This window comes from Arthrobacter sp. NPDC080082 (assembly GCF_040686595.1).
Taxonomy (GTDB): domain Bacteria; phylum Actinomycetota; class Actinomycetes; order Actinomycetales; family Micrococcaceae; genus Arthrobacter.
In genome coordinates this window covers 295,105-313,399 of the sequence record NZ_JBFBKQ010000004.1, presented here as the reverse complement: position 1 = coordinate 313,399, position 18,295 = coordinate 295,105, and the positions used below count along the sequence as shown (strand labels likewise).

The 18,295-nt window shown below is 70.0% G+C and carries 17 protein-coding genes; 6 read left to right on the top strand and 11 right to left on the bottom strand.

Annotation, left to right across the window (positions count from 1 at the left end; all coding sequences use genetic code 11):
• Nucleotides 1-3 precede the first annotated feature (3 nt).
• Nucleotides 4-2,169, bottom strand: a complete 2,166-nt coding sequence (locus AB0O44_RS10420; protein ID WP_364137096.1) for a biotin carboxylase N-terminal domain-containing protein — start codon at nt 2,167-2,169, stop codon at nt 4-6.
• A gap of 8 nt (nt 2,170-2,177) precedes the next feature.
• Nucleotides 2,178-3,785 (bottom strand): carboxyl transferase domain-containing protein, encoded by a 1,608-nt coding sequence (locus AB0O44_RS10415; RefSeq protein WP_364137094.1) that lies wholly within the window; start codon nt 3,783-3,785, stop codon nt 2,178-2,180.
• Nucleotides 3,786-3,990: 205 nt separating this feature from the next.
• On the opposite strand from AB0O44_RS10415, the gene AB0O44_RS10410 reads away from it, so the two are divergent.
• Nucleotides 3,991-4,611, top strand: coding sequence for a TetR/AcrR family transcriptional regulator (locus tag AB0O44_RS10410; RefSeq protein WP_364137092.1), 621 nt, complete (start codon nt 3,991-3,993; stop codon nt 4,609-4,611).
• A 108-nt stretch (nt 4,612-4,719) separates the two neighbouring features.
• On the opposite strand, the gene AB0O44_RS10405 is transcribed toward AB0O44_RS10410, so the two are convergent.
• The 3 genes from AB0O44_RS10405 to pdhA are packed head-to-tail and all read right to left on the bottom strand — an operon-like array spanning nt 4,720 to nt 8,302.
• Complete coding sequence (locus AB0O44_RS10405; RefSeq protein WP_364137090.1) at nt 4,720-6,117, bottom strand: dihydrolipoamide acetyltransferase family protein; 1,398 nt, start codon at nt 6,115-6,117, stop codon at nt 4,720-4,722.
• Complete coding sequence (locus AB0O44_RS10400; RefSeq protein ID WP_364137088.1) at nt 6,114-7,124, bottom strand: alpha-ketoacid dehydrogenase subunit beta; 1,011 nt, start codon at nt 7,122-7,124, stop codon at nt 6,114-6,116. Before AB0O44_RS10400 ends, AB0O44_RS10405 begins: the two co-directional genes overlap by 4 nt.
• The gene (gene pdhA, locus AB0O44_RS10395) at nt 7,124-8,302 is read right to left on the bottom strand and encodes a pyruvate dehydrogenase (acetyl-transferring) E1 component subunit alpha (RefSeq protein ID WP_364137086.1); all 1,179 of its coding nucleotides are present in this window, start codon (nt 8,300-8,302) and stop codon (nt 7,124-7,126) included. Before pdhA ends, AB0O44_RS10400 begins: the two co-directional genes overlap by 1 nt.
• Before the next feature lie 197 nt (nt 8,303-8,499).
• Between pdhA and AB0O44_RS10390 the strand changes: the two genes are divergently transcribed.
• Nucleotides 8,500-8,973 (top strand): Lrp/AsnC family transcriptional regulator, encoded by a 474-nt coding sequence (locus AB0O44_RS10390; RefSeq protein WP_290258394.1) that lies wholly within the window; start codon nt 8,500-8,502, stop codon nt 8,971-8,973.
• A gap of 78 nt (nt 8,974-9,051) precedes the next feature.
• Here AB0O44_RS10390 and AB0O44_RS10385 read toward each other — a convergent pair whose 3' ends face one another.
• Both AB0O44_RS10385 and AB0O44_RS10380 read right to left on the bottom strand, forming a co-directional pair.
• On the bottom strand, nt 9,052-10,680 hold the full coding sequence (locus AB0O44_RS10385; protein WP_290258395.1) for a cation acetate symporter: 1,629 nt from the start codon (nt 10,678-10,680) through the stop codon (nt 9,052-9,054).
• A complete protein-coding gene (locus tag AB0O44_RS10380; RefSeq protein WP_364137321.1) occupies nt 10,677-11,057 on the bottom strand; it encodes a DUF485 domain-containing protein in 381 nt (126 codons plus the stop codon). Before AB0O44_RS10380 ends, AB0O44_RS10385 begins: the two co-directional genes overlap by 4 nt.
• 197 nt (nt 11,058-11,254) lie before the next feature.
• Here AB0O44_RS10380 and AB0O44_RS10375 point away from each other — a divergent pair, with 197 nt between their 5' ends.
• The 4 genes from AB0O44_RS10375 (at nt 11,255) to AB0O44_RS10360 (ending at nt 15,096) form a co-directional block, all read left to right on the top strand.
• Nucleotides 11,255-12,466 carry a histidine kinase gene (locus AB0O44_RS10375; RefSeq protein WP_364137083.1) on the top strand — a complete coding sequence of 404 codons (1,212 nt, stop codon included), beginning with the start codon at nt 11,255-11,257 and terminating at the stop codon, nt 12,464-12,466.
• A 65-nt stretch (nt 12,467-12,531) separates the two neighbouring features.
• A complete protein-coding gene (locus tag AB0O44_RS10370) occupies nt 12,532-13,251 on the top strand; it encodes a LytTR family DNA-binding domain-containing protein (protein WP_364137081.1) in 720 nt (239 codons plus the stop codon).
• A complete protein-coding gene (locus tag AB0O44_RS10365) occupies nt 13,248-13,622 on the top strand; it encodes a hypothetical protein (protein WP_364137079.1) in 375 nt (124 codons plus the stop codon). The genes AB0O44_RS10370 and AB0O44_RS10365 overlap by 4 nt, the downstream gene beginning before the upstream one ends.
• Before the next feature lie 7 nt (nt 13,623-13,629).
• Nucleotides 13,630-15,096 carry a cation acetate symporter gene (locus AB0O44_RS10360; protein WP_364137077.1) on the top strand — a complete coding sequence of 489 codons (1,467 nt, stop codon included), beginning with the start codon at nt 13,630-13,632 and terminating at the stop codon, nt 15,094-15,096.
• A gap of 36 nt (nt 15,097-15,132) precedes the next feature.
• On the opposite strand, the gene AB0O44_RS10355 is transcribed toward AB0O44_RS10360, so the two are convergent.
• The 4 genes from AB0O44_RS10355 to pyrH all read right to left on the bottom strand — a co-directional run bounded on the left by AB0O44_RS10355 (nt 15,133) and on the right by pyrH (nt 18,146).
• Nucleotides 15,133-15,711, bottom strand: coding sequence for a DivIVA domain-containing protein (locus AB0O44_RS10355; protein WP_290258577.1), 579 nt, complete (start codon nt 15,709-15,711; stop codon nt 15,133-15,135).
• Between the two features lie 144 nt (nt 15,712-15,855).
• On the bottom strand, nt 15,856-16,776 hold the full coding sequence (locus AB0O44_RS10350; protein ID WP_364137075.1) for a phosphatidate cytidylyltransferase: 921 nt from the start codon (nt 16,774-16,776) through the stop codon (nt 15,856-15,858).
• Entirely contained in the window at nt 16,776-17,333 is a 558-nt protein-coding gene (frr, locus tag AB0O44_RS10345; RefSeq protein ID WP_290258401.1) for a ribosome recycling factor, read from the bottom strand. Before frr ends, AB0O44_RS10350 begins: the two co-directional genes overlap by 1 nt.
• Before the next feature lie 75 nt (nt 17,334-17,408).
• Entirely contained in the window at nt 17,409-18,146 is a 738-nt protein-coding gene (pyrH, locus tag AB0O44_RS10340; protein WP_290258402.1) for a UMP kinase, read from the bottom strand.
• Nucleotides 18,147-18,295 lie beyond the last annotated feature (149 nt).

Here is an 18,295-nt window from a genome sequence, read left to right as displayed (position 1 = left end):
GGATCACTCCTGTGGGTGGATGGTGGCGAGGACCTGGTCTGCCTTGACCAGGTCGCCGGTGGTGATGCTGAGGTGGACGGTGCCGTCCAGGGGTGCGGTGAGCTGGTGCTCCATCTTCATGGCCTCCACGGCCACCAGGGCCTGGCCCGCGGTGACGGCGTCGCCGTGGGCCACGGAGACGGACACCACGGTGCCGGGCATCGGCGAGCGCACCGCGGGGTCCGCGGCGCCCTCTTCGCGTTCGACGGCGGCGAGCACCCGGGCGAGCCGGGCTTCCCGGGTCAGCGGCTCGAGCCGGCAGGACCAGCCCTCGTTGCCGACGAAGAGGAACTCGGGCGGGTCTTCCCGAAGGAAGTCGTGCCCGGACTGCGCGAGCGCGAACCGGTGCTCCACGCTGTCGATGTCGAAGAGGATGTTGTCGTCGGAGAGGCCGATCACGGCCACGTCATGCTCGGTGCCGCCGTCGACCCGGACCCGGGCGCGGCCGAGGTCGATGTTCTCCACGAACGTGACCGCCACGGTGGCGAGCCCGCCCCCGGGAATGCCGAAGCTCATGGTCCACGCCGCCGGTGCCCCGATCCGCCAGCCGCGGACGCTGTCCCAGGGCGAGCCCAGGCCCGCGGGACCCTCGGCGAGGACCCAGAACGGCAGGGCCGCCGCCATCAGCTCCGCGTCGCCGGCCCGGCGGAAGGTGAAACCCGGCATTTTGCGTTCGATCAGGCCGGTGTCGAGCCGGCCGGCTCGGACGTCCTCGTCGTTGATCAGCATCCGCAGGTATTCGACGTTGGTCTCAGGACCCAGCACCGTGTACCGGGAGAGGGCCGTGTCCAGCTTCGCGAGGGCCGCGGCCCGGTCCGGACCGCGGGCGATAACCTTGGCGATCATCGGGTCGTAGTCGCTGGAGATCTCGGCGCCGGGCCGCAGCGAGGAGTCGATCCGGATGTCCGGGTCCGCCGCTGCCGGGACCCCGGCGTCCAAAACGGCGGCGTCCGCGTCCTCGAGCGCGGTGAAGATCTCCCCGCGCTCATCCAGCAGCAGCACCTCTCCCCCGGAGGGCAGGAAGTTCTTCTCAGGCACCTCGGCGTAGACCCGGGCCTCCACGGAGTGGCCGGTGAGGACAACGTCGTCCTGGGCCACGGTGAGTTCCTCCCCGGCGGCGATGCGGACCTGCCATTCGACCAGGTCGATGCCGGTGACCATCTCGGTGACCGGGTGCTCGACCTGCAGGCGGGTGTTCATCTCCATGAAGAAGAATTCGTCCGGGGCGTCGTCGGAGACCAGGAACTCCACGGTGCCGGCACCGGAGTAGTTGACGCTGCGGGCGGCGTTGCAGGCGGCCTCGCCGAGCCGTGCGCGGATGGCGGCGCCGTCGGGAAGGCCCTCCAGCAGCGGGGACGGGGCCTCTTCGATCACCTTCTGATGCCGGCGCTGCAGGGAGCATTCGCGCTCTCCTAGGTGGATGACGTTGCCGTGGTTGTCGGCGAGGACCTGGACCTCGATGTGCCGCGGGGTGGTGACCAGCCGCTCCAGGAACAGGGTGTCGTCGCCGAAGGCGCTGGCCGCGACCCGGCGGGCCGTCGCGAGGGTGGCTTCGAGGTCCTCGGGCCGCTCGACCACGTGCATGCCCTTCCCGCCGCCGCCGGCGGAGGGCTTGATCAGCAACGGGTACCCGACGCCGGCAGCGGCCTCGATCAGCTGGGCGTCGCTCATGCCGGGTTCGGCGACGCCGGGGACCACGGGGACGCCGTAGCCGGTGACGTGGTTTTTGGAGCGGATCTTGTCGCCCATGATGTTCAGGGATTCGACGCCGGGGCCGATGAAGGTGATGCCTGCCCGCTCCAGGGCGCGGGCGAAGTCGGCGTTCTCGCTGAGGAAGCCGTAGCCGGGGTGCACGGCCTCGGCGCCGCTGCGGCGGCAGGCATCGATGATGGCCTCGATCTTGAGGTAGCTCTCGGTGGCGGCTGCAGGCCCGATCCGGACGGCGGCGTCGGCCTCCCGCACGTGGCGGGCGCCGGCGTCGGCGTCGGAGTAGACGGCGACCGAGCGGATGCCGAGGGCGCGGAGGGTGCGGATCACGCGGCAGGCGATCTCGCCGCGGTTGGCGACCAGGACGGCGCCGAAGAGCGGCGCGGAGGTCGAAACGGCGGGGGTGCTGGTGGTTGCTGTCACGGCGGGGCTCACATCCGGAAGAGGCCGAAGGAGGTCTCCGGCAGCTGGGTGCGGGAGACGACGTCGAGCGCCAGTCCCAGGACGGTGCGGGTGTCCGCGGGGTCGATGATGCCGTCGTCCCACAGGCGGGCGGTCGAGTAGTAGGGGCTGCCCTGGTCCTCGTACTGCTGCTTGATCGGGGCCTTGAAGGCCTCCTCGTCCTCGGCAGACCATTCCTCGCCGCGGGCCTCGTACTGGTCGCGCTTCACCGTGGCGAGGACGCTGGAGGCCTGGTTGCCGCCCATGACGGAGATCCGGGAGGCCGGCCACATCCACAGGAAGCGCGGCGAGTAGGCCCGGCCGCACATCGAGTAGTTGCCGGCGCCGAACGAGCCGCCGATCACCACGGTGAGCTTGGGCACCCGGGCGGTGGCGACGGCGGTGACCATCTTGGCGCCGTTCTTGGCGATGCCGCCCTGTTCGTAATCCTTGCCGACCATAAAGCCGGAGAGGTTCTGCAGGAAGATCAGCGGGATCCCGCGCTGGTCGCAGAGTTCGATGAAATGTGCACCCTTGAGGGAGGACTCGCTGAACAGGACGCCGTTGTTGGCCACGATGCCCACGGGGTGGCCGTGCAGCTTGGCGAAGCCGGTGACCAGGGTGGTGCCGTAGTTCTTCTTGAACTCGTGGAAGCGGCTGCCGTCCACCAGCCGGGCGATGACCTCGCGGACGTCGTACTGGGCGTTGACGTCGGTGGGGACGGCGCCGTAGAGCTCGACCGGGTCCGCTTCGGGTTCGACAACCGTGTCGATCTCCCAGGCGGGGGCGGCCGGCCGCGGCAGGGTGGAGACGATGTCGCGGACGATCTGCAGGGCGTGCTCGTCGTTCTCGGCCAGGTGGTCGGTGACGCCGGAGATCTTCGAGTGCACGTCGCCGCCGCCGAGTTCCTCGGCCGTGACGATCTCGCCGATCGCCGCCTTCACCAGCGGCGGGCCACCGAGGAAGATGGTGCCCTGGTTGCGGACAATCACGGTCTCATCGCTCATCGCGGGCACGTAGGCGCCGCCGGCGGTGCAGGAGCCCATGACGGAGGCGATCTGCGGGATCTTCGCCGCGGACATCTGCGCCTGGTTGTAGAAGATCCGGCCGAAGTGCTCCTTGTCCGGAAAGACCTCGTCCTGGCGGGGCAGGAACGCCCCGCCGGAGTCCACCAGGTAGATGCAGGGCAGGCGGTTCTCCAGCGCGATCTCCTGGGCGCGGAGGTGCTTCTTGACCGTCATCGGGTAGTAGGTGCCGCCCTTGACGGTGGCGTCGTTGGAGATGACCAGCACCTGGCGGCCGTGGACCAGGCCGATGCCGGCGATCACACCGGCGCCGGGCGAATCACCGTCGTACATGCCGTCCGCGGCGAGCGGGGCGATTTCCAGGAAGGGGCTGCCGTCATCGAGCAGCCGGTCGATGCGTTCGCGCGGCAGCAGCTTGCCGCGGGCGACGTGGCGTTCGCGGGACTTTTCCGGCCCGCCGAGCGCGGAGGCGGCCAGGCGCTCCTTCAGTTCCCGGGCCAGGCCAAGCTGGGCCTCCCGGTTGGCGGCGAAGCCTGCGCTGCCGGGATCCACCCGGCTGGCGATTGTCTCCATTGACTGCTTCCATCCCCGGCCGGACCGGGGCCCTGGGGCTGCCGGTCCGGCCATTTCGGTTAGTAACGCATAACTGAGTTTTAGGTTAGTCTCTACTAACTGTGATGTCCAACACAGGATCGCCGGTGCGGCGGGTTGCAGCCCGCTGTACGGAGCCCGTACAGCACAGTTAATACCCAGACCAGCCGAGAAGAAGGGTGAGCCGGTGACCGAGTCCAGCCAGCCAACCCAGCGCAGCCGGGCCAAGGAGAGCCGCCGGCAGGCGCTGCTGCAGGCCGCGGCCGCCCTCTTCGCCGCCGAGGGCTTCAACCGCGTCTCCCTGGAGGATCTCGGCGCCGCGGCCGGAGTCAGCGGCCCCGCCGTCTACCGGCACTTCGCCGGCAAGCAGGCGGTGCTGGGGGCAATGCTGCTCAGCGTCAGCCAGGACCTGCTCGACGGCGGCCGCGCCGTGGTGGCCGGCGCCGGGACCGCGGAGACCGCCCTCGCCGGGCTGGTGGAGTTCCACGTGGACTTCGCCCTCAGCCACCCGGACGTGATCCGGGTCCAGGATCAGGACTTCAGCAACCTCGCCGACGAGGACCAGGCCGAGGTCCGGACCCTGCAGCGGAACTACGTAGAGCTGTGGGTGGACGTGCTCTCCGGACTGCACCCGGACACGGACCCGGCCGAACTGCGGATGCGCGCCCACGCCACCTTCGGCCTGATCAACTCCACCCCGCACTCGGTCCGCACCCAGGGCCGCCGGATGGCACTCAAGCGTGCCCGGCCGCTGCTGGAGGGCATGGCCCTGGCCGCCCTTACGGCCCCGGGCAACGGCACGCGCTAGGCGAACTCCCCTGGGCGGGTCTCCCCCGGACGGCCCTGCCCCCCGAACGACAAAGGGCCGGGCGCCCCTCCGGCAAAGGAGGGATGCCCGGCCCCGTGGGCTGGGAACCTAGGCCATGGCGAGTGCCATGCCGGGGTCGGACAGCAGCGCACCTACGTCCTGCAGGAAGCGGGAGCCCTGTTCGCCGTCGACCAGCCGGTGGTCGAAGGAGAGGCTGAGGGTCATGACCTGGCGCAGCGCCACCTCGTCCCGGTACTCCCACGGCATCTTCCGCACCGCGCCGACGGCCAGGATGGCGGCCTCGCCCGGGTTGAGGATGGGGGTCCCGGCGTCGATGCCGAAGACGCCGATGTTCGTGATCGAAATGGTCCCGCCGGAGAGGTCCGCGGGGGCGGTCTTGCCCGCGCGGGCGCTCTCGGTCAGCCCGGTGAGCGCGGTGGAGAGCTGGGTCAGCGACATCCGGTCCGCGTCCTTGATGTTCGGCACGGTCAGCCCGCGCGGCGTGGCGGCCGCGATGCCGAGGTTGACGTAGTTGAACTGGACGATCTCCTGGTTGGCCTCGTCCCACCGGGCGTTGAGCGTGGGGTGGCTGCGCAGGGCGATCAACACGGCCTTGGACACCAGGGTCAGCGGGGTGAGCTTGTACCCGGAGAAGGCCCGGCTGTCCTTGAGCCTGGCAAGCAGTTCCATGGTGGGCGTGACGTCCAGGGTCAGGAACTCGGTCACGTGCGGCGCGGTGAAAGCGCTGGAGACCATGGCCGCGGCGGTGAACTTCCGGACGCCCTTGATCGGGGTCCGGGTTTCCCGTTCGCCGGCCGCCGGGGCAGTAGCCGGCCGCGCGCCGGCCAGTTCCTGCGGGGCGACCGGGAGGTCCCCGCCGCCGACGAAGTTCCGCACGTCCTCCCGGGTGATCAGGCCGTGCTCCCCCGTGCCGGTGACGGCGGCGAGGTCGACGCCGAGGTCCTTGGCCAGCTTGCGGACCGGCGGGGTGGAGCGGGGCCGCTCGGCAGCAGGGGCGCCACTCGGCGGGACGGCGACGGCGGCGGGTGACGGTGCCGGGGCAGGTGTGGAAGCGGCAGCAGGAGCCGGAGCGGGTGCGGCCGCCGAAGCAGCCGGTGCAGCCGCGGCGGAAAAGGTCCGTGCCCGGCGGGCCGGCCGGCCGGAGCCCTCCGGCATGGCGCCGTAGCCCACCAGCGTCGGTTCCCGCTTGGCGGGCGCCTCGCCCGAATTCGCACTGGCGCCGCCGTCGTCGTCGCCCTCGATCTCGAAGGAGACAATCGGCTTGCCGACCTCCACCACGGTGCCGGGCTGTTCGTGCAGCGCGGTGACGACGCCGGCGAACGGCGAGGGCAGCTCGACGACGGCCTTCGCGGTCTCCACCTCGGCGATGATCTGGTTCAGGGTGACGGTGTCCCCCACGCCGACCTTCCAGGCGACGATTTCAGATTCCGTCAGGCCTTCGCCGAGGTCCGGGAGGCGGAATTCCTTGATCATGGTTGCGCTCATCCTTCCAGCCCGCTCAAAGAGTTGGGGCGGCCCAAGGCCCGGTCCACGCCGTCGAGGATCCGGTCCAGTCCGGGCAGGTGGTGCATTTCCAGCTTGGAGTAGGGGTACGGGACGTCGAAGCCGGTGACCCGGACGGGGGCGGCCTCGAGGTGGTAGAAGCAGCGTTCGGTGATGCTCGCGGCGACCTCGGCGCCGAGGCCGCCGGACTGGCTGGCCTCGTGCGTGATGACCAGGCGGCCGGTCTTGCGGACCGAGGCCTCCAGCGTGGCGAAGTCCACCGGGGCGAGGGAGCGCAGGTCGATGACCTCGACGAAGACGCCCTCGTCGGCGGCGGCGAGCGCGGCGTCACGTGCGGTCTTGACCAGCGGGCCGTAGGCCACCAGGGTCACGTCGGTGCCCTCGGTGACCACCCGGGCCTTTTCCATCGACGGGGCAGCGGAGAGGTCCAGGGACTCGTCCACCTCGCCCTTGTCGTGGTAGCGGCGCTTGGGCTCGAAGTAGAGGACCGGATCGTCCCAGGCGATGGCCTGCTGGATCATCGTGTACGCGTCCTGCGGGTTGGAGACGCTGACCACGCGCAGGCCGGAGGTGTGGGTGAAGTACGCCTCGGGCGACTCGGAGTGGTGTTCGGGTGAACCGATGCCGCCGCCGAAGGGCACGCGAATGGTGATGGGCATCTTCACGGCACCCATGGTCCGGTAGTGCATCTTGGCGACCTGGCTGACGATCTGGTCGAAGGCCGGGTAGATGAAGCCGTCGAACTGGATCTCCACCACCGGGCGGTAGCCGCGGTAGGCGAGGCCGACGGCGGTGCCGAGGATGCCGGATTCGGCGAGCGGGGTGTCCACGACGCGGTGCTTGCCGAAGTCCTTCTGCAGCCCGTCGGTGACGCGGAAGACGCCGCCGAGGGTGCCGATGTCCTCGCCCATGAGGATCACCTTGGGATCGTTGTCGAGGGATTTGCGCAGGCCGGAGTTAATCGCCCGGGCAAAGGTCATCTGCGTCATCAGCGAGCACCTTCTTCGGAGGGGGCACCTGCGGGATCGCCGAAGGAGGCCAGGTAACGGGTGTAGTGGTCCTGCTGGCGGTCCAGCCAGGAGTGCGGGGTGCTGTAGACGTGCTCGAAGATCTGCAGCGGCTGCGGTTCGGGCATGTTGATGGTGCCGGAGCGCAGTTCCTTGGCCACGGCGTCGGCCGTGGCGGCGACGGCGGTTTCCACGTCTGCGGTCAGCAGGCCCTTGCGCTCCAGGAGCACCTTGAGGCGGTGGATCGGGTCCTTGGCGGCCCAGTCCTCGAGCTCGTTGGCGTCCCGGTACCGGGTGGGATCGTCCGCCGTCGTGTGCGGGCCCATGCGGTAGGTGACGGCCTCGATGAAGGTGGGGCCGCCGCCTCGCCGGGCCCGGTCCAGGGCGATCCGGGTGGCGGCCAGCACGGCGAGGACGTCGTTGCCGTCCACCCGCATGCTGGGGATGCCGAAGCCGGAGGCCCGGTCCGCGATCTGGATGTGGGACTGCAGCATCACGGGCTCGGAGATGGCCCAGTGGTTGTTCTGGCAGAAGAAGATGACGGGGGCCTGGAAGCTGGCCGCGAAGACCATCGCCTCGTTGACGTCGCCCTCGCTGGTGGCGCCGTCGCCGAAGTAGGCCACGGCCGCGGAGTCGGCGCCGTCGTTCTGGATGCCCATGGCGTAGCCGGTGGCGTGGAGGCTCTGCGCGCCGATGATGATCTGCTGGGTGGCGACGTTCACGGTGTACGGGTCCCAGCCGGCGAGGGCGTTGCCGCGCCAGGCCTTGACGATGTCCGCCGGCTTGACCCCGCGGACGTAGGCGACGCCGTTGTCCCGGTAGCTGGGGAAGACGAAGTCGTCCTCGCGCAGGGCCCTCGCCGAGCCGATCTGGGAGGCTTCCTGGCCCAGCAGCGGCGGCCAGAGGGCGAGTTCGCCCTGGCGCTGGAGGGCGGTGGCCTCGGCGTCGATCCTCCGGATGGCCACCATGTCCTCGTAGAGGGAGGTCAGCACGTCATCGCCGATGTCCTGGACCCAGGGGTCGAACTCGGGATGGCTGACGCGTTCACCCCCCGGGGTGATGAGCTGGACGAGATCCCCGCCCGTGCGCCTGTTCGATCCTGCACTGTTTCCGGGGCCGCCGGGGGCTGCGCCGCCCTGGCCCGCGTCGTCGGTAAACACAGTTTGTCCGCAACCTTCTGACGTCGTCTGACCCCTGCCCGCGGGACTCGTGATCCCAGCGCGCGGCGGCCACCCGGGCGCCGTTGCCCCGGATAATTGTGACCCTACTCACAAGTGCCATTGGGTACAACCACCCACTGATATTTTGAGCATCCTGCCCGGTTCAGACGTTCCGGACCGTGCTAACCTTGCGCACTATGCAACCCTTGGATGGCACCGACACCCGCTTGCTTTCGGCCATGGCGCGGGACCCGCGCGGCACCGTCGTGGCCCTCGCACAGAAGCTGGGACTCTCCCGCAACACGGTGCAGGCCCGGATGGCCCAGCTGGAGAAGAAACACGTATTCCTCTCCTTCGAGCGCCGGATCAATCCGGCCACGCTGGGCTACCCGCTGATGGCCTTCATCTCGGTCCACGTCCAGCAGCAGAAGCTGGGCAGGCTGGCGGTGGAGCTGGCCGCGGTCCCGGAGATCCTGGAGGGCTATGGCCTGACCGGCTCGGCCGACCTGCTGCTGCGCGTGGTGGCGCGCGACGCCGAGGACCTGTTCCGGATCAACGGCAAGATCCTCTCCTGCGACGGGGTGGACCGGACGGACACGGCTCTGGCGATGAGCGAGATGATCCCGTTCCGGATCCAACCGCTGCTCGAACGCGGCCCGGCCGAGGGCTGACCCGGAACGCACAGGACCCCCGCGCCGGGCGGCGCGGGGGTCCTGTGTCGTTCGGTGATGCAGCTACGCGGTGATGCGTTAGTGGTTGGTGGCCTTCTCGGCGCCCACCCCGGTCAGGGAGCGGACCTCCATCTCGGCCTGCTTGGTGGTGTCCTCGCGCCGCTTGTCCAGCACGGTGCCCAGCCAGCCCAAGAAGAACGCGAGCGGGATGGAGACGATGCCGGGGTTGCTGAGCGGGAAGATCGCGAAGTTCGCGCCGGCGATCATCGAGGTCTTGGTGCCGGAGACCACCGGGGAGAGGGCGATCAGGATGATGGCGGCGGCGAGGCCGCCGTACATGCTCCAGATCGCGCCCTGGGTGGTGAACCGGCGCCAGAACAGCGAGTACACGATGGTGGGCAGGTTCGCGGAGGCGGCGACGGCGAAGGCCAAGGCCACCAGGAAGGCGACGTTCTGGCCGTTGGCGAAGATGCCGCCGGCGATGGCGAGGATGCCGATGACGATCACCGTGCGGCGCGCCACCTTGACCTCGGTCTCGGCGTCGGCCTTGCCCTTGGCGATCACGTTGGCGTAGATGTCGTGGGCGAAGGATGCCGCCGCGGTGATGGTGAGGCCGGCGACGACGGCGAGGATCGTGGCGAACGCCACCGCCGAGATGAAGCCCAGCAGCAGCGGGCCGCCGAGGTGGAAGGCCAGCAGCGGGGCGGCGGAGTTCACGCCGCCGGGGGCGCCCTTGATGGTGTCGGCGCCCACGAGGGCCGCGGCACCGTAGCCCAGGACCAGGGTGAACAGGTAGAAGATGCCGATCAGCCAAATGGACCAGACCACGGACTTGCGGGCTTCCTTGGCGGTGGGAACCGTGTAGAAGCGCATCAGCACGTGCGGCAGGGCAGCGGTGCCGAGCACCAGGGCCAGGCCCAGGGACATGAAGTCCAGCTTGGACGTGTCCGACTTGCCGTACTGCAGTCCCGGGTTCAGGACGGCCGGGTTCTTGGCCGTCTCCGCGGCGCCGCCAAGCAGGTCCGAGAGGTTGAAGCCGTAGATCGCGAGGACCCAGAAGGTCATCACGGCGGCACCGGCGATCAGCAGCATGGCCTTGATGATCTGCACCCAGGTGGTGCCCTTCATGCCGCCGATCAGGACGTACATGATCATCAGGGCGCCGACGACGATGATCACCAGCGCCTGTCCGCCCCAGTCGCTGATGCCCAGCAGCAGGGAGATCAGGCTGCCGGCGCCGGCCATCTGGGCGAGCAGGTAGAAGAAGCAGACGGCCAGGGTGGAGATGGCCGCGGCGATCCGGACCGGACGCTGCCGGAGCCGGAAGGAGAGCACGTCGGCCATGGTGAACTTGCCCGTGTTGCGGAGCAGTTCGGCCACCAGCAGCAGCGCCACCAGCCAGGCGACGAGGAAGCCGATGGAGTACATGAAGCCGTCGTAGCCGTTGACCGCGATCGCGCCGGTGATGCCCAGGAAGGACGCGGCGGAGAGGTAGTCGCCGGCGATGGCGGTGCCGTTCTGCGAACCGGTGAAGGACCGGCCGGCGGCGTAGTAGTCGGCGGCGGTTTTGTTGTTCCGGCTGGCGCGGAACACGATCACCATGGTGACCGCGACGAAGAGGGCGAAGATGCCCATGTTCAGGAGGGTGGTGTCCTTGAGCGCGGCGACGTTGACCGCGGGGACCGTCAGGGATGCGTGCAGTGTCATTGGGCCGTTCCGCTCACTCGGTTGCCGTGCTTGTCGAACTCGTGGCCTTCGATCTCCTGGCGGATCTCGGAGGCGATGGGGTCCAGCTTCCGGTTCGAGTAGCTGACGTACCAGCCCGTGATCGCGAACGTGGACGCGAACTGCAGCAGGCCCAGGATCAGGCCGACGTTGATGTTGCCCCAGACCTTGGTGGACATGAAGCCCACCGCATAGTCGGCCAGCAGGACGTAGGCGAAGTACCACAGCAGGAACGCGATGGCCATCGGAAAGACGAAGCTGCGGTGACGTTTGCGCAGTTCCTGGAACTGCTCCGTCGACTGGACTTGCTTGAAGTCCACGGACGCCGCTGCGTCCGTATGCTGGGCGTCGTGACCCATCATTCCTCCTCATTGAGACTGGCGAGTCACCGCCGGGCATTCCGGCCTCCGGACAACACTCCCCCGGGATTGTGTGACTGGAATCACTGTGCAACGTGACGTGGGCTACATTCCAGCACCGGCGCGGGCGGCGTCGCCCAGCGGTCGCCGCGCTGCGACAAACGGCGGACCGCACGGCCGGGCGCTACGCTGGCAGCATGCCGGACTCCCCCCTGGTCAGCGCCGCGGCCATCGCCGTGATCGCGCTGGCGATCGCCGTCGTCATCGCCGTCGGGCTCAAGGTCCTGCGCTCCTTCCGCGACCTTGGCACCGACGCCGAGCGCGCGACCTATAAGACCCTGCACGCCGCGTCCCGGGCCGGCCAGCACCTGCGGACCGGCCTGAACCCCGCCGGCGCGGGCAAGGCCAGCCGGCAGCTGCGCGGGCTGCTCGGCTGCGACGGGTTCGCCATCACGGACACCACGGGCGTCCTGGCCTGGGACGGCGCGGCCGAGGAACTCCGCCCGGTCCTGATGGAGGTGGCCGCGACGGTGCTGGCGGGCGGCCATACCGCCGTGATCCCAGCCGGGGAGCTGCGGGCCCCGGGCGGCCGCTCCCCCGCCGGCTCTCCCGGAGCCGGCTACGCGGCTGTCATCGCGCCCATCCGGGTGGGGTCCGGGGTGGCCGGAGTGGTGGCCGCATTCGCACCCGAGGCGGGGTCCGGCCTGGTCCGGGCAACCGGCGAGGTGGCGGACTGGGTGGCCACCCAGGTGGAACTGGCCGAACTCGATGCCTCCCGGACGCTGCTGATGGAGGCGGAGGTCCGGGCGCTGCGGGCCCAGATCAGCCCACACTTCATCTACAACTCACTGAACGCGATCGCATCCTTCATCAATACGGACCCGGTCCGGGCCCGGGAGCTGGTGGTGGAGTTCGCCGACTTCACCCGCTATTCGTTCCGCCGGCACGGGGACTTCACCACCCTGGCCGAGGAGCTGCGCTGCATTGACCGGTACCTGCTGCTGGAGCGCGCCCGCTTCGGCGAGCGGGTGCAGGTCAGCCTCCGGATCGCGCCGGAGGTGCTAAGCACCGTGATCCCGTTCCTGAGCCTGCAGCCGCTGGTGGAGAACGCCGTCCGGCATGGCCTGGAGGCCAAGGAGGGGCCCGGGCACATCAGCATCACGGCCAACGATTCGGGCGCGTTCGCCGAGGTGACGATCGAGGACGACGGCGTCGGCATGGACCCGGATCAGCTGCGCTCGGTCCTGGCCGGGCACAGCGGCGGCGACCACGTGGGCCTGCACAACGTGGACGCGCGGCTGCGGCAGGTCTACGGCGAGGACAACGGCCTGGTGATCGAGACGGCGCCCGGCGAGGGCACGCTGATCACCCTGCGCGTCCCGAAGTCCCAGCCCCGCCACGACGCCTGAGCCAACGCCCGGCCCACGCCGCCATGGCGCCCGTCGGGGCTCCGGCACGGCGGTACCCTAGGACCATGATTAACGTCCTCGTCGCCGACGACGAGCTGCCCGCCGTGGAGGAGCTGGCGTTCCTGCTGGGCCGGGACGACCGGATCGGCACCATCCACCGCGCCTCCTCCGGCGCCGAGGCGCTCCGCACCCTGGAGAGCGCCGACGTCGACGCCGTCTTCCTCGACATCCACATGCCCGCCCTCTCCGGCCTGGACATCGCCCGGGTGATCGCCCGCAGCGCCCGGCCGCCCGCCGTCGTCTTCGTCACCGCGGACGAGGACTGCGCCCTCGAGGCCTTCGAGCTCGCCGCCGTGGACTACCTGCTCAAGCCCGTCCGCGCCGAGCGGCTGGCCCGCTCTGTGGGCCGGATCAGTGAGCTGCTGCGCGACGGCGGACCGGCCCCGGAGATGATCACCGTGGACCTGGGCGGCACCACCAAGATGATCCGCCGCGACGACGTCACCTACGTTCAGGCCCAGGGCGACTACGCCCGGCTGCATACCGCCGATGCCAGCTACCTGATCCGGGTGCCACTGGCGGACCTGGAGCAGCAGTGGGCCGGGGCCGGTTTCCTGCGCATCCACCGCTCCTACCTGGTGTCGCTGGCCCACGTCGGTCACCTGAAGCTGGCGGCGGGCCGGCCCAGCGTGGCGGTGGCTGGCGCCGAACTGCCGATCAGCCGCCGGCACCTGCCCCCGGTCCGCGAAAAGCTGGAGGCCACCCGGATCCGGCCGCAGGCATGACCCGGGTCAGGGTCACCGCCCCGCGCCGCGTCACCACGGGCGCCGGTTCCGGGCGTGGCAGAGCCGCGGCTGAGGCACGGAAGGCGGCGGAAGAGACCGACGCCGGTCAGGTGTTCGTCCGCGCGCTGATCCGGTCCCAGCTCCGGCTCGGGATCGTGGTGGCCGCCGGGTTCCTGCTAATCATGCTGGGCTTCGCGCTGCTGCTCGGCCTGGTGCCGGGACTCGCCGAACTGCGGATCGCCGGCCTGCCCTTCGACTGGGTGCTGCTGGGCGCCGGGATCTATCCGGTGATCGGGCTGAGCGCCTGGCTCTACGTCCGGACCGCGGCACGCAACGAGGCCCGCTACCGCGACCTCGCCGGCGAGCGGTGAGGCGGCCATGAACCCGGTGGTCGGCGTCGCCGCCTTCGCCGCCGTCACCCTCGCCACCGCCGTGATCGGTTTCTACGGCCTGCGGATCTCCCGCACCACCGGGGACTTCTACGTCGCGTCCCGCACCGTCCGGCCGTGGTGGAACGCCTCGGCCATCGGCGGCGAATACCTCTCCGCGGCCAGCTTCCTGGGCGTGGCCGGCCTGATCCTGCTCTCGGGTACCGACGCCCTCTGGTATCCGGTGGGCTACACCGCCGGTTACCTGATGCTGCTGCTGTTCGTGGCGGCCCCGCTGCGCCGCTCCGGCGCGTACACCATCCCGGACTTCACCGAGGCGAGGCTGGAATCCCGGGCCGTCCGCCGGGTCACCAGCCTGGTGGTGGTGATGGTGGGCTGGCTGTACATCGTCCCGCAGCTGCACGGCGCGGCGCTGGCCATCCGGATCACCACCGGGCTGCCGGCCTGGGTGGGCCAGGTGGCCGTGATCGCCGTCGTCTGCGTCACCGTGATGGCCGGCGGGATGCGCTCCATCACCTTCGTTCAGGCCTTCCAGTACTGGCTGAAGCTCACCGCGCTGGCCGTGCCGCTGCTGTTCCTGCTGCTGGTGCTCGCCGGCACCGGCACCCCCGCCGTGGCCGAGGCGCCGGTGAACCCCACCGGGATGCCGCCGGCCGGCCCGTACCAGAACATCTCGCTGCTGGTGGCGCTGCTCTTCGGGACGCTGGGCCTGCCGCACGTGCTGGTGCGCTTCTACACCAACCCGGACGGCCAGTCGGCGCGGCGGACCACCCTGATCGTGCTGGGGCTGCTGTCCGTCTTCTACCTCTTCCCCACCGCGTACGGGCTGATCGGGCGGGTCTTCGCCCCCGGCGCCGCGGGGGCGGGGCAGGCCGACGCGCTGGTGCTGCTGCTGCCGGGCCGGATGATCGGCGGCCTCGCCGGGGACCTGCTCTCCGCGCTGGTGGTGGCCGGGGCGTTCGCGGCGTTCCTGTCCACCACCTCCGGGCTGGTGGTCTCGCTGGCCGGCGTGATCAGCCAGGACATCCTGGGCGGCAGCGTCCGCGGCTTCCGGCTCGCGGCGCTGTTCTCGGCCGTGGTGCCGCTGGGGATCGCCGCGACGACGGATTCGACGGCGCTGGCCGGGAGCGTGGGGCTGGTGTTCGCCTTCACCGCCTCGACCATCTGCCCGGTGCTGCTGCTGGGGATCTGGTGGCGCGGTTTGACCGATGCCGGGGCGATCGCGGGGATGCTGACCGGGGCGCTGGCGTGCGGCGGTTCGATGCTGGCCGGCGCGGTGCTGGGCGCGGCGGGGACGCCGTCGTGGCTGGCGCAGCCGGCGGCGTGGACGGTGCCGGCCGCGTTCGCCGTCATGGTCCTGGTGTCCCGGGCCACCCGGGGCCGGGTGCCGAGCAGCATCACCCGGCTCATGACCCGGCTGCACACCCCCGAGCGGCCGCTCGTGACGGAGCGCTAGCTGCGGGTCAGTTGGCGGCCGGTCGCTAGGGCCGCGTCAGTCGATGGCGGCCATGAGTTCGACGACTTTGTCCAGGAACGCATCCACCTGGGTTTCCTCGTAGCCGTCGCGGCCGACGGCAGGCCGGAAGGTGGCGCGGCGGACGTTGTCCACGCTGAGCGGCTGGTCCTCGTCCAGGTAGCCGATCAGCTCGTGGCAGAGGCCGTCGACGTCGGCGATGTTGTAGCTGCGGACTTTGGCCTTCGCCGGCCGCCGGAAGCGCTGCCCGTCCGGGCGGTGCAGCCGGCCGCGGAGCAGCCCGGCCAGCCGGCCGATCTCACGCAGCCAAGCGTCCTCACCGCGTTCGCCGACCAGTTCGTCGCGTTCCCGGCGGGCCAGGGCGTCCTCGAGCCGGTCCAGGGCCGCGTCCACGGCCGCGGCCGCGTAGCCGCCCTTGACCGGGTCGAAGGTGACGGCGCGGACATCGGCGCTCTTGACCACGCGCTCGGCCGCCTGCGGGGTCTCGAAGGAGACCCTGGCCTGCCGCAGGAACTGGTCCACCTGCTTGGCGTTGTAGCCGTACTGGTTGCGCTGGACGCGGTCAAAGGAGGCAGGGATCTGCCGGTTGAGGTCCACTCGGTTGCTGTCCACTGTTTACTTCTTATCCTTCGAGGCCGTGCGGCTCTTGTTGTTCGGCGCTGGTTGTCCGGCTCTGGCCGATCCGGTACGGCGCTTTTTACGGGCACCATTGTAGGCGCCGGGGCCGGGTTGTCCGCCCGCTCAGCCGCCCGCGGCGGCAGAGAAAATCATGAAGGCCACCGGCGAGGCGAAGACGATGGAGTCCAGCCGGTCCATCACTCCCCCGTGGCCCGGCAGGCTGTTGCCCATGTCCTTGATGCCAAGCTCACGCTTGACCATGGACTCGGCAAGGTCACCGGCGGTCGCCGCTCCCACCATGCCCACGGCGAGGGCGGCACCAAACCACCACGGCTCACCGAGGACAAAGATCGAGGCCAGGACGCCGACGACGACGGCCCCGCCCACAGACCCGGCGAAGCCCTCCCAGGACTTCTTCGGGCTGATCTTGGGGGCCATCGGGTGTTTGCCGAGGGACGCGCCGACGAGGTAGCCGAAGGTGTCGTTGGAGACCACCAAGAGCAGCAGGGTGCCGATCTGCCAGGCCCCGACGGGCACCACGCCGTTTGGCCAGAAGCCGACCGGAGTGATCCCGCCGGAGGCGTGCAGCGGCAGGACCGCGAAGCTGATCAGGAAGGGTACCCACGCCATGGTGAAGACGCCGGCGAAGATGCTGCGGGCCGAGCCCGCGGCGCCCTCCAGCGACCGCCACAGCAGCACCGCGACGCTGCTGAGCAGGAACGCGAACATGAGGCTTTCCGGGCCGCCGAAGTAGGCGGAGACCGGCATCGCCACGGTGCCGGTCATCGCGGGGATGATCGGCAGCCGGGTGCCGGAGGCCTCCAGGGCCCGGTAGACCTCCCAGACGCCGAAGACGGCGAAGGCGGTGACGATCAGGACGAAGGCCAGGGGCAGGAACAGCAGGCCGCCGAGCACCGCAAAGAGCATGGCGAGGCCGACGGCCGTCGCGGCGGGAAGATTCCTGCCCGCCTTGGGCGTCGGGTTCTTCCGCTCTTTCCCCCTCACCCGGACGCGCGGCCCGGGTGCCTGCTGTTCGCCTGTCATCAGACCTCGAGCAGCTCGGCTTCCTTGCGCTTGAGCAGCTCGTCGATGCCGTCGACGTGAGACTTGGTCAGGGCGTCCAGTTCCTTCTCGGCACGGGTTCCCTCGTCCTCGCCGGCCTCGCCGTCCTTGACCAGCTTGTCCAGGGTTTCCTTGGCCTTGCGGCGGATGTTGCGGATGGACACCTTGGCGTCCTCGCCCTTGGACTTGACGATCTTGACGTATTCCTTGCGGCGTTCCTTGGTCAGTTCCGGGATGGTGACCCGGATGACGTTGCCGTCGTTGGAGGGGTTGGCGCCCACCTCGGAGTCACTCAGGGCGCGTTCGATGTCGCGCAGCGCGGTCTTGTCGAACGGGGTGATGAGGATGGTGCGGGCGTCCGGCACGGCGAAGGACGCCAGCTGCTGCAGCGGGGTCGGCGAGCCGTAGTACTCCACCATGACCTTGTTGTACAGGCCCGGGGTGGCGCGCCCTGTGCGGATCGAGGCGAAGTCTTCCTTGGCAACCTCGACCGCCTTGTCCATCTTGTCGCCGGCTTCGAGCAAGGTCTCTTCGATCACGTTCTCTCCTCAGAAATTTGGTGCGCGCCCCAGAGCCCGGGGAGCTGAACTGTCCTCAAACCATCCTAGCCGGAGCTAGGGGGTGACCACGGTGCCCAGGTCCTCGCCGCGGATGGCGCGGGTGACGTTGCCCTCGCCCTCCATGCCGAAGACGACCATGGTGAGGTTGTTGTCCTTGCACATGGTCATGGCGGTCTGGTCCATGACGCGGATGTCGCGGCGCAGGGCCTCGTCGTAGCTGAGCTTGTGCAGCTTCTCCGCGGTGGGGTCCTTCTTCGGGTCGGCGGTGTAGACGCCGTCCACGCCGCTCTTGGCCATCAGGACGACGTCGGCGTGTACCTCCATGGCGCGCTGCGCGGCGACGGTGTCGGTGGAGAAGTAAGGCAGGCCTGCGCCGGCGCCGAAGATCACGACGCGGCCCTTCTCCATGTGGCGGATGGCGCGGCGCGGGATGTACGCCTCGGCGACCTGGCCCATGGTGATGGCGCTCTGCACGCGGGTCTCGACGCCGGCCTGCTCCAGGAAGTCCTGCAGCGCCAGGCAGTTCATGACCGTGCCGAGCATGCCCATGTAGTCGGCGCGGGAGCGGTCCATGCCGCTCTGCGAGAGCTCGGCGCCGCGGAAGAAGTTTCCGCCGCCGACGACGATCGCGACCTCGACGTCCGGGACGGCCGCGGCGATCTGCTTGGCGACCCCGCGGACGGTATCCGGGTCGACGCCCAGCTTGCCGCCGCCGAAGACCTCGCCGGAGAGCTTGAGGAGGACGCGGCGCCGCGTCTTCGTTGGCTGGGCGGAATTGTTGACGGTATCCATGGTGCCTTCCCGTTGGTGAGCTCTCAAAAGGTTATCGTGCCGGGGCCCGGCGGCGGCATTCCCTGCCGACCGGGGCCCGGCGCAGGCGCCCGGGGGTCTCCTGCGCATGCAAAAGGGGTGGCCACCGAAGTGACCACCCCCTGGCGTTG